The following is a 13516-nucleotide window of genomic DNA, read 5'->3' on the forward strand; positions in this document are numbered from 1 at the left end:
TTCTATATTATTACTTCAACTTCATGTTCACCATCATCTAAATACGGTATCATATTATCTTTAATTGGAGCTCCATCTAAATATATTTCTTTGGTTTCTCCTCTCTTCACTTGAATATGATAAGTGCAACCACCCTTTCTATAGTTTATTTCATATCCATTCCATTCATCTGGTATGCAAGGTTCTATTGAAAATCCCTTTCCTTCTCTTAGCTTAAGTCCAAGTATTCCATCGATACCAACCCTATACATCCATCCTGATGCACCTGTATACCAACTCCAGCCACCTCTGCCTTCATGCCCTTCTGTTGCATAGATATCAGCAGTCATTACATATGGTTCAACCTTATATCTTTCACACTCAAGATATGACTTAGAGTGGTTAATTGGATTTATCATATGGAATATTCTCCAAGCTTTAGAATTATACTTTAGCTTAGTCATTGCAAGTATAACCCATGTTGCTGCATGAGTGTATTGTCCTCCATTCTCCCTAACTCCTGGTACATATCCTTTTATATATCCTGGCTCTAATATAGAATTATTAAATGCTGGTGTTAATAATAGAACCATTCCCATATTTTCTTTAACGAGATATCTTTCTAAAGCTGCCATAGCCTCTTCTACTCTAGATTCTCTTCCTGCTCCAGAGATCACTGACCATGATTGAGACAACGAATCAATTTGACATTCATCATTTTCAATTGATCCTAATGGAGTACCATCATCGAAGTAAGCTCTTCTGTACCATCCACCATCCCAAGCATTCTCCTCAAGATTCTCTCCTATAAAATCTCTCATTTTTTCATATCTATTGGCTCTCTCATCATCACCTTTATGCTTTGATATCTCCTTAAAATCATTAAGTATACTATATAAGAACCATCCTAACCACACACTTTCACCTCTACCTTCATTTCCAACGGTACTCATACCATCATTCCAATCTCCACTTCCCATAAGTGGTATATTGTGTGGTCCAAATTTTAATGATATTTCTATAGCTCTTACACAATGCTCATATATACTTCCTTTTTTATCTGACTCTGGAGTAACTTTATATCTCTCATCTTCTCCTTCTTTTAACGGTTCATCTTCTAGGTAACCAGCTTCCTCTTCTAATATGCTATAATCGCCAGTATTTTTAATATAGTCTATTGTCACATATGGTAGCCATAAAAGGTCATCAGAAAATCTTGTTCTTATTCCACTATTGACTACTGGATGCCACCAATGCTGAACATCGCCTTCAACGAATTGTCTTGTGGCACTATGCAAAATTTGATCCTTTGTAAATTCTGAATTTAAAAATCCAATGGACATAACATCTTGAAGTTGATCTCTGAAGCCTATTGCTCCACCAGATTGATAGAAGGCTGTTCTAGACCAATATCTACAAGATATTGTTTGATACATTAACCAGCCATTAAGCAGTATATCCATTGTTTTATCTGGCGTTTTAACCTGTATCCTATGAAGCAATTCTTTCCAATATTCCTTAATTTCCTTTAATTTTGTTTCTGCAACTTCTATTTTGCTATATTCCTCAACAATCTTATTAATATTTTCTATATTTTCTTTTTGACCAAGTATTATCACAAGTTCTATTTCTTCATCTGGATTTATTTCTATTTTTGTATTACATGCTAGACAAGGATCATAACCTGAACCAACAGAATTACTGAATTTCTCATACTTTAGGGCCTTTGGTCTATCAATTATACCCCCTCTTCCAAAGAACTCAGTACGATTTCCTGTGAAGGATGCTTCTTCTCCACCTGCAATTGTTAAATATGCATATGCTCTTCCAAAATGTTCACTGTAAGGATTTTGTGCATATATATACTTACCATCTTGCAAATATGTAGATATATATTGAGCTGTTTGTTGAGGTACTACTCCTAATACAGTGTGTGCATAGTATGATAGTGATAACCTTCTATTCTCATCGCAATTATTTTTAAGCTTTACTAACCCTATCTTAACGCTCTCATCAACCGGAACAAAATATGTTACTTCTCCAATTATTCCATTGGCCTCATGCTTAAAGCTTGAATATCCAAATCCATGTTCAATAATATATTCTCCTTGATCTCGCACAGGTTTTGGTGTGATACCCCATAGTTTTCCATTCACTTCATCTCTTAAATATAATGCCTCGGCTAATGGATCTGTTACTGGGTCATTTGACCAAGTAGTTACCTTGTTCTCTCTACTATTCTTATACCAAGTGTAGCTACTTCCACTTTCAGATATATGGAATCCAAATTCCCCATTTGAAATTACATTTATCCAAGGAGCTGGAGTATTCTTATGTTCCTTCAATATGATAGTATATTTTTCTTTCTCTACATCAAAACCACCATATCCATTAAAGTATTCTAAATTTCTTTCATCAAATCTGAAAGCTTTCGCATTATATTCTTTATTACTAATTTGTAGTAACTTTTCTTCTTGATTATATCGATATTTAATCTTAAGCTGCTCCATTAAACTACCTTTTTCAGCATCTATAACAAGCCTTGCTATAGCTATAAGGAAATCCACATCCTCGTTAGACATAGTTCCTTTACTATGTACAAATACCCCTCCTGGTTTATTTTCTTTATCCCTAGCATGACTTGAAGTAATCATATCCCTTATTCCATCTTGCAACGGCTGGGTATATACTGTATTTTGAAGATTTAAAATAACTAAATCTACCTTCAACCCTTTAGTTGCCCAATATTCATGTGCTTTGAGCAACTGCCTTACCAAGTCTAAATCTTTTTGATTCCTTAATACTAATAGTAAAATTGGCAAATCACCAGATATACCGTATGGCCATAAGGAAGACTGAGCTTTTCTAATCTCCTTAATGTACTTCTCACGTTCTCTCAAAGATTGATTAATAAATAGTATCTTTGAAGCCATATATTGATATAAGTTTCCTTGTGTAGACTTAATATCCAAGTACTTCATTTCTAAATGTGTCTGGGTTAATGCCATCTCAAATATTCTCTTCACATTAAACATTTGACTATATTTCTTAGCTAATTCTATTACCTCTTCTCTAGAGTTTCCTAAGGCTGTTGTAAATGCTACCTTAGCGGTCTCACCTGCCTTAATCTCCAGCCTTACTCTCATGCTTATTATAGGATCTAGTACGGCTCCAGTTGTATTAGTAAGCGGAGCACTATTCTCCATTACAAAGGGTCTAGATACATCATTACCTCTACCTATAAAATTAGCTCTACTAGTTTCATATTCAATATTTCCTAGCAATTCCCCTTGAACTGCTACTGTTTGAACCACATGGGGTTTTTTCTGACCCTTAGCTCTTGGTCTTCTATTTGCAATAACACAAGCTGGCTCCCCAACATACTCTGTTCTTATGAATAGATTACTAAAGGTTGGATGCACAATGTCTGCATTATATGGTGCTAGTGTAACTTCCATATAGCTAGTAAGTTCGATGGTTCTTGAATGCTCACTATTATTAGTTATAGATATTTTTCTTGTTTCTGCATTATCCTCTTGTGATACTGCTATTTCATATTTAGTATTTAAGTTTCCATCCTTTCTTTTAAATTCAGTTTTATCTAATGAAAACTTAACTTCGTAGCCATCTCCCTCTTTTTTACAAGGTTCATATGCTGCACTCCAATACTCATTTGAATTTAAGTTTTTAATATAGAAGAACATTCCTGTGTTATCTAGTGTCAAGTCTTCTCTCCATCTATAAACAGTCAATTCATCTCTCTTACTATAACCACTTCCACTATTAGTTAACATAACTGAATAATTACCATTTGAGATAATATTAGTTTCTGGATTTTGTGTATTTGCAGTATTAAATTTTCTAATTACTATTGGTTGTTTTTCAATATTAAACTCTACTGGCTCAAATTGATGTTTTCTGTTATAGATTATCCTCTTTGAAATTTTCTCCTGTAGTAATAACTCTGTAGCTTTCACTCTAGGAATTCTATGAAATCTTTCTTGTAGGATATTATTATTTAACACATTGTTTAGAGCCATCAAACTCATACCTTGATGATGTACCATAAAGCACTTAACTATGCCTTTTTTCAATTCTTTAGGAACTCTTTCTTTTGTATAATCTAAAGCTTCATAGAAACCATACTTTCCATCCATTCCTTCATTAATAAGTCTTTTCATATTGTCTATAGAATCTAGTAAATCTATCTGTAATGCCATAATTGTTGAGTATGGAGATATTACTAGTTCATTTGATAGTCCTCTTTTTAACCCTATTCCAGGTACTCCAAATGCCTTATATTGATAATTTAAAGCTGCATCGAAGGTATAGAATGCTGATTCTGATATTCCCCAAGGTACATTTCTGTCTTTGCAATAACTTTTTTGACCATAAATAACACTATTATAGGTTTCTTGAAGTAAAGTATCTGGATAGTTTTTAAGAATTAGCAATGGCATAAAATACTCAAACATTGTTCCACTCCAAGAAACTAGACCTTTTTTGTTGCCTATCAAGGCCATTGCTCTACTTAAGTTAAACCAATGCTCTTGTTCAACGTCGCCTTTTGCAATTGCAACAAAACTTGCTTGCCTTGATTCAGAAGCAAGTAAATCATAATACGAATTGCTTAATGAATCTTTTTCAATATCATATCCAATTGCAAATACATGTTTATTTTTATGATATAGCATAGTGAAATTAGTATCTTCAGCCATTTTATCTATTCTTGCTTTTAATTCTGATATCTTATTAATAAACTTATAAACACTTTCTTTACTCTCTTCTAGTAGTGCTTTAAGCTTATTCATTTTGTCCTTTTGACTTCTTTCTAAGCTATCATTCCTCATGTTTCTTTCTATATCATTTTCAATCTTTTCAATTTCAGAATTAATCAAGTAAAGTGGTGTTTGCGATAATAAGTTTTTAAGATTTTGTACTATACTTGATGTATCTTTTTCCTCTCCATCTATCACATCTACCCATGGAAATAGTTCTGTCAGTTCTCTACTATATCCATCAATTAGTTTTTTAGCTTTAGAGTTCCAATATAATTGTCTTCCATCTTGTAATTTTCCTATTTCAGTTACTCTGTTACTGAATTTATTTAATATGTTTTTCCAAGTAATAATATCAAATTCATTCTCATTTATATCATTAATATCCTCACTATTAAGTTCTTTGATTCCTGTTAGTTCTTCTATTTCTTTATTAGTCAAATTAAATGTGTCATATAATCCTTGAATTTTATTTACGTTAATCATAAAAGATTTTTTATACTCATCCAAGGTTTCAGAAACCAACCATAAGTATCCTACCAAGTTACCACTATCAACAGTTGAGACATACCTAGGGAATAATGGCTCCTTGCTAACAGTATCATACCAATTATAAAAGTGACCTTTATACTGCTCTAAACTTTCCATACTAACAATTATTTTCTCAAGCCTTTCGACAGTCTCTAACATTCCAATATAGCCTAAGTCATAAGCCACCAAATTCGCAGTAAGCCCCATTCCCATGTTTGTAGGAGATGTTCTAGTAGCCACTCCTTTAGGAGGGTCTTCTTGAAAATTGTCAGGGGCAAGCCAGTTATTATCCTCATTCACAAAGTCCTCAAAGTAAGCCCAAGTTTTTCTACTAAACCTTCTTAGCAGTTTCATATCTTCTTGTTTTAAAATATACTCTTTAGGTTTTATCTCCTTACTTATAAAGTAAGCAATTATTGGACTTATAATCCAAAGAACACATGATGGTATCATTAATACACCAGATTGTGTAGAAACACCAAAGGACAATATTAAGATTACTAAGCTAATTAAACTTCCAGGCCACATAGCAGTAATAAAACTTTTCAGATTTTTGCCTAGTTTAGCTTCAACATCAGCAGCTGTTTGCCATTCTAACAAATTTCTTTTACTAATAATAAGTCTATATAAAGTTCTAATAATCGCATCTAACATTAGATATGCTTGATATGGTAAAAAACAAAATATTAGAAACATTTGTTCAATAGCCGTCATGCAATTACTTATTTTTCCTGATAAACTTATCCCTTTAACTGGTGAAACCACTGCTTCTGATACATCAAATATTACAGGACATAAAAGTGCCAATAATGCCACAACTAATCCTTTATCAGAGGAAGGGAATAACCAAAATGATAGTGCAACTAATAATACTATTGCTGGTGCCAAAAGACTTCTTCTTAAGTTATCAAATATCTTATATCTTGATAATGAATTTAATGGAGATTTCTTGGTTATCCAACTAATAATTTGCCAATCTCCTCTTACCCATCTATGTAATCTCTTAGAGCTAGAATTATAATATGCTGGATATCCATCAATTAGCTCAACATCAGTTAATAATGCTGCTCTTACATATGATCCCTCTAACAAGTCATGACTCAGAACCTTGTTTTCAGGTATTTCATCTTTTAGCATATAATTAAATACGTCAATATCATAAATTCCCTTACCTGTAAAAATTCCTTCACCAAATATATCTTGGTAAACATCTGATATTGCGCTAGTATACATATCTATTCCTGTTTCACCTGAAAAAATCTTAGAAAATATAGTTTTGTTAGCTTCTATTGTTCCTACACTGACACGTGGTTGCATAAGTCCATATCCTCTTAAGACTTTTTTACGTTCTTTATCTACATGTGGTTTACTAAGAACATGGCACATAGCTCCAACTAACTTTTTACCAATATCTCGTGGTAACTGAGTATCTGCATCCAATGTTATTACATATTTTATACTTTTAAGTTTTTCTATATCACCACTTACTATGTTATAGCTAGTATTTTTATCTCCCCTTAAGAGAGCATTAAACTCCATTAACTTTCCACGTTTTCTCTCCCAGCCTAACCATATTCCTTCCTTTTCATTAAATTGTCTATATCTATTAAAGAAATAGAAAACATCTTCACCTGAATCAGAATATTTTTCATTGAGTTTTTTAACTTCTGCTAATGCTGTTTCAACAATTTCTTCATCTTGTATCTCTTCCTTAAACAGACTATCTTTAAAATCTCCTAATAATGCAAAATATATATTTTTCTCTTTATTTGCAAGATAGTAAACTTCTAAGTCACTAATTAATTCTTTTACCCTAGATTTACTTGTTAATAGTGTTGGTATAACAACTATTGTTGAACATTCTATTGGTAAACCATCCTTAAATTCAATTTTGGGCATAAATCTTGGAGTAGATATTCTATTTATGCTCCAATTAAATATGGAGATTACTATCTCACTGCAGGGAATTATAAGTGCCAAAAATTCTACTATATAAACAATTGCTGATACATTCCTATCAGCTCTTGAAACCAATGCTAAAACCAAAAAGCATAATAATGCTGTAAGTATAAAAATTGTACCCACATACAACTTAACTTTATGTCTATTCATATATTCATTAAACTTTCTATCCATTGTGGCTTTTGGATTTATAGCATATTTCAACTCATTTATTCCGTCATCGATAAGGTAATATCCTATATGTTTTCTATATTCCTCTACATTATTAGAATTCTTTGCACATTCAATAGCCTTTTTTGCAACAAGAATCTCTGGTACATTCTTGTTCTTAGCTATTTTTTCTACCATATGCCTATAATTATCCCTAGATTCAAAATCCATTGAAGTATATATTTTAATAGGATCTTGCTTTAATATTCCTTCTACTAAACTTAACTTCTCAAATGAATCCCTCCATGGAATTCCTCCAACTTCTCTTATACTTGTTATTGAGTTACCTATAGACATTTGAAAAGCAGCCTGCAATTGATGCTCTTCAATTATTATTTTATCTGTTGTAGTCTGTTGAATTTCTAACTTGCTATCTAGCCATTCATATAGTTCAATGCTATCTATTCCATTATTTCTTAAAATTTTTACAAACTTCTCAATAAAATGTGAGCTGTAGACTGTATTATCATTTAATTCTTGTAGCTTATCATTCAATCTGTTATTGTTATAAGCATTTATTAATTCTTCTGCTAATAATTCTCCTTTTTCCTTTTCCTTTTGTGCATATACAATCTTTTCAGCAATCTTGCTTATATTTTGAATTAATGCAATTCTAATCATAATAGGTAGAGCCCATAACTCTCCCATTGAAAGTATTGTGTTTTTCTGATACGCATTTATAAATGTTTCTATTGTATCTTCATATATTCTTCCATCTGTATGGGAAATAAGTTCTACCGCTATATGGTATATCCTAGGATATCCTTTCATTATTCCTTTTTTTATTACAGGTAACCCCTTGTAATAAGAATTAGGCATATTATATTTTATATCTTTATATTCTTTTTCAATTAAATAAAGGTTATCGAGCATCCATTCTGCTGCTGCCACAACCTCTTTTTTATATTTCACTTCATTATCTATAAACTCATATGTTTCGATAATATTCCTATAACTTCTATCTAAGCTCTTCAAAAGTTTTCTTCTAGAATTAGATCTAGTTGTTACTAAATTAAAGTGCTGAGATATTTCTAATGCATGTTTTTCTAAGTCTTCTTGACTTACACTTATGGATGGAACATCCTCCATTAAATTATTTTCTTCATTGCCTTTATATTTAAAAAATAGATAAAACCCAAGTATGGCTATGAATAATATAAGAATTATATAAATATAGAACATTCCACACACTCCTTATTTTTCTAACTGTAAAATTTATTATCCCCTATGAATATAAAAATATGTAAAAAAATCGGCAGGTAGCTAATCTACTCTGCCGAAATAAATAAATTACTTCTTAATTATATTTTTTATGATTCCGCTCTAACTTCCTCTGTTTTAGTACTTCGCAAATAAAGAAGAAACATTAAAAAGGCTGAAAAAGAACATAAAACAAATGCTAAAGGCCATACTTCTATAATTCCTTGTTTTTGAATATATTTTCCTCCTAATGAAGTACCCATTGAAGCCCCAATCGCCCAACTCAAGCTTCCGATAGCACTAAATCTCGCTCTATAGTCTGAAGGACTTTTATTAGCCAAGTAAACCCCAAAATTTGTAACTATAAGAATTTCTCCTATAGTCCATATTACAGTGGATATAACAAATAGTGTATATGACCTTATAATACCTATCATTCCAAGTCCAATTCCATAAAGCATTATTGCAATCAAAATATTAATTAATGAATGTATTCTCCTTGTTAATCGTGTAATAAAAACTGTGAAAAATATAACAGTAATTGCATTAACACTCATTAGAACCCCATATTTTTCTGCGCCATCTATAGAAAATACCTTATCAATCATCAGTGGTAATGCAAAAGTACTTTGAGTTGATACTACTGTAAATACAATATAGATAGTTAAAAACATTAATATTTCTGGTTTTCCTAATAAAATCTTTATCATATTATCATTTTTAGGCTTTTCTTTAGGATTATTTTCCCCTTTTGTAAGATTAGGTTTAGTTTCTTTTATATAAATATATGCTAGTCCTAATGCAATAAATGATGTTAATGAATCTCCTATAAAAAGCATCGGAAGGAAATTATTAAATAAGAACCCTGCTACAATAGGACCAATTGCTACTCCAATATTTATTCCTAAGTATTGCAGAGAATACCCTGCTTGTCTTTTTTCTGGTGGCAAAACATCTGCAATTATTGCATGCAAGGCTGGCCTTACTGCTCCATTAAAGAACGTTGATATCATAAGAAATGCTACTACTATATATGATGTGCCTAAGAATGCACAAGGCACGAGAAATAATGCTGATGCAGTTTGTGCAAATATATACGTCTTTTTTCTTCCTAATTTATCTGCGAAAATCCCTCCGAGCATAGATCCCGGTATTGTAATTAATGATGTTACCATTACTATTACACCAACTAGGCCTAATGACATACCTAATTTTTTAGTTAAGAATAACGTCATAAATGGCATAACAAAATCGCCAAATCTATTAATTATTTGCACTGCAAATACTATATATATAGTTGTTGGTAGACCCTTATATATATTAAACTTATTGAACATTCCTTCCCCCCCTTAGGCTATTTTTAAGTAATACATATAACTATATATCATCAATTAATATACTTCAATAGTAACGATTGAAGTCCTGAAAAAAGTACCATATAACCTTTAATATGGTACTTTCCTAAGTATTTATAATTAGTTCCAGAAATCATCCATTTCCTTAGTTATATCTTTTTTATCTCTAACTATTTTCAAATCTCTCCAATTTTCTGGTATCAATCTCAAATATTTATTACTAATAAATCTATCATCTATAAGTAACGCAGCTCCCTTATCCTCTTCTCTTCTGATAACTCTTCCTACTGCTTGCATAACTTTGTTTATTCCTGGATAAGTATATGCATAATCATATCCTTCTCCCTTTTCCTTAAAAAAATCCTTTATCAGATCTTGTTCAAAGGATATTTGAGGCAAGCCCACCCCAACAATTATTGCACCTATTAACGAATCTCCTGTCAAATCTATTCCCTCAGAGAATACTCCTCCCATAACACATAAGCCTAGTTGACTTTTATCTTTTGGTTCTTTAAATTCTTTCAAGAATTCCTCTTTATCCTCCTCACTCATATTGTCCTTTTGCATAATAAATATTATATCTTCGCCTCTAGCTTCCAAAATTTCTTGAGCTAGCTTCATGTATTTATATGATGGAAAAAAGCACATATAATTTCCTCTTTTAGCCTTCACAAATTCTATTATCATAGAAATTACTTTATTTATAGTTGCTTCTCTATGCTTATATCTCGTGGATATTGGCGCAATTAATGTCAAAAGATTTTTCTCTGGAAAAGGTGATGGAAGACTCATTTTATAACTTTCCTCGCTTCCTCCCAACAATTCTATAAAATAATTTCCCGGGGAAAGTGTCGCAGAAAATACTATTTTGCTATTTGATCTGTTCATCCCTTCCCTTAAATTTTTACTTGGATTTATACAAAATAACTTTAAAATCAGTTCTTCCCCATCTAACTTAACTATAGTCAAATAATTTTCGTCATAAAACCCACTAATATTTATAAATGTATTTAATTGAAAATATAAATCTAATATCTGCTCATACTCTGGAAAATCCTTATGAGTTACAAGGAATTCATCACATTCTTTTAGGTATCCTCTTATATATTCATAAAGTACTGTTGGCTCATCTACTATTATTTCCTTTACAGTTTTATCTTGAGCATCTTTTTTTAATGATATTAAGTATGTATTTATCTTATTTAAATACTTAATTAATTTTTTTTCACCTTTTAATATTTTTTTTGCGTTTAGTATAGCTCTCTTTTCCAAAGTTGCAGAAAACATTTCTCTTCCCCTAGACACTAGATTATGAGCTTCATCTATTAGAAAGGTATATTTTTCTGAACTTTCATCAAAGAATCTCTTTAAATAAACTCTTGGATCAAATACGTAGTTATAATCACCAATAATAACATCACTCCAGTTAGATATTTCAAGCGAAAACTCAAATGGACATATCCCATATCTTTTACTATAGGTTTCTATCTTTTCTCTTGTAAATTCATCTTCATTATTTATAATATCAAAAAGAGCTTCATTCACCTTATCATAATACCCTTGTGCATAAGGACACTCCTCTGCACTACAGCTAGAACCACTATTAAAGCATATTTTATCTTTTGCAGTTAAAGTTATACTTTTTATTCTAACTTTCTTATCTCTAATTAATCTTAGAGATTCTTCTGCCACAGTTCTTGTTATAGTTTTTGCTGTTAAATAAAATATCCTGTCTGATAATTCTTCTCCTAAGGATTTTATTGCTGGAAATAATGTTGATATAGTTTTACCTATACCCGTTGGTGCCTGTGCGAATAGCATTCCTTTTGATTTAATTGTGTTATATACCACTACTGCAAATTCTCTCTGTCCTTTTCTATATCTTTCAAATGGAAATTCTAAACTCTTTATTGAATCATTTCTTTCTTTTACCCAGTCCAAGGTAAAAAGAGCCCATTTTATATATTCATCTACTACAAAGTTAACGAATTCCTCTAATTCTTGTAATTCAAAAACTTTATTAAATTTTTTTGTTTCATTGCTATCTAGATGAATATATGTTAGCTGCAACTCTATGGAGTTCTCATCATTTTCTATTAGATACATATATCCATAAAATTTCACTTGTGCCCAATGAAGCATATTATTATCTTCTTCTATAAGTAATAGTTCTTTTGTTGTGCTTTTTATTTCCTCAATTATTATTCTGTCATCTATTTTTATAATGCCATCTGCTCTTCCTTCAACAGAAATTGACATACTTTCTCTTTCAAAAATATGTTTAAAATAAACTTCTTTTTTATATTCTTCATAAATCTTAGAATTCTCTTTTTGAAGATATTGATGCGCTCTTGTTCCCTCTTGAGCTCTCTTGTTACCCATATAACTACTATCAATACTTCCTCTTCTTAATATAAATTCTATTAAGTTTCTAACAGAAATTCTTATTCCTCCATTGTCCATTTTGAACCTCATTAAGCTTTCTAAAAATAATTTCTTATTTAATTTGTTATAGGATTTTTTATAGGAAACTTAATTTATTCTTGATTGAAAATATCAGTTTCTGGACATTTTCAGGCATGAATAAATTATTAGTTGAACTTAAAAATCTTTACTAAATATTAAAACCTCGTTATGTGAATTATATAGTATAATATTAACTAATTACTATTTTAACCGAAATAATAATTAGTAACTAGTATGTTTGTAGAAAGGAGCCTTTTAGTGAAGAAAGAAAATTTATTGACTTTTATAATATTAGCATTAATATTTTCTGCAGGAATTGGAACTGGTCTTGGAGCTGGTGCCTTTTTTTCACAGAGCAAAGGTACTCCAACCACTACATCTGTTATTAATCTGGCTGGTGAAAAGTACCTTATGTCAAAAGATACTACTTCTGACCAAAGTGGATTAGTACCAGTACTCGATTATGATGAAAGTTTCGTAATAGATTTAAGATATTCAACAACTAATAATTTTACTGGCAAAAAAATATATCCTGTAGACACTTGCTTATTACAAAAAGGAACTTTAGATAAATTAATAAATGCTAATAATGATTTTAAGAAACTTGGTTATAAGATTAAAATTTGGGATGCCTATAGACCAGCTTCTGTACAAGTTAATCTGTGGAATTTAGTTAAAGATAGGCGATTTATTGCTTCTCCATATGTTAGTGGTTCAAGACATAATAGAGGTGCAGCTGTAGACATCACGCTAGTGGATAGTACTGGTAAAGAACTTGAAATGCCTACTGGATTCGATGAATTTAATACGAGTGCCTACAGAACTAATACAAACATCTCAGATACTGCTAAAAAAAATCTTGAATTACTCACTTCAGTAATGGAGAAGAATGGATTTGATACCATAGAAACTGAATGGTGGCATTATGATGATTCTGAAGCTGATAATTATCCTATTTTAGACATACCATTAGAAGATTTTTAGCTTCAAGTACTCATACCTTTTGAAAAATAGTTCTAAATTTACTTAGAACTA

The 13516-nt window shown here is 31.1% G+C and carries 4 protein-coding genes; 1 reads left to right on the forward strand and 3 read right to left on the reverse strand.

Going from position 1 to position 13516, the window contains the following annotated elements:
* Positions 1-2: 2 nt before the first annotated feature.
* The 3 genes from L1S47_RS08055 to L1S47_RS08065 form a co-directional block, all read right to left on the reverse strand.
* Entirely contained in the window at positions 3-8642 is an 8640-nt protein-coding gene (locus L1S47_RS08055; RefSeq protein WP_238883106.1) for a GH36-type glycosyl hydrolase domain-containing protein, read from the reverse strand.
* Between the two features lie 128 nt (positions 8643-8770).
* Positions 8771-9997, reverse strand: a complete 1227-nt coding sequence (locus tag L1S47_RS08060) for an MFS transporter (protein WP_238883107.1) — start codon at positions 9995-9997, stop codon at positions 8771-8773.
* Positions 9998-10135: 138 nt separating this feature from the next.
* A complete protein-coding gene (locus tag L1S47_RS08065) occupies positions 10136-12478 on the reverse strand; it encodes an ATP-dependent DNA helicase (RefSeq protein WP_238883108.1) in 2343 nt (780 codons plus the stop codon).
* 261 nt (positions 12479-12739) lie between these two features.
* Between L1S47_RS08065 and L1S47_RS08070 the strand changes: the two genes are divergently transcribed.
* Positions 12740-13465, forward strand: coding sequence for a M15 family metallopeptidase (locus L1S47_RS08070; RefSeq protein ID WP_238883109.1), 726 nt, complete (start codon positions 12740-12742; stop codon positions 13463-13465).
* Positions 13466-13516 lie beyond the last annotated feature (51 nt).

Origin of the sequence: Clostridium sp. YIM B02551 (assembly GCF_022324735.1) — a bacterium.
Taxonomy (GTDB): Bacteria; Bacillota; Clostridia; order Clostridiales; family Clostridiaceae; genus Clostridium_T; species Clostridium_T paridis.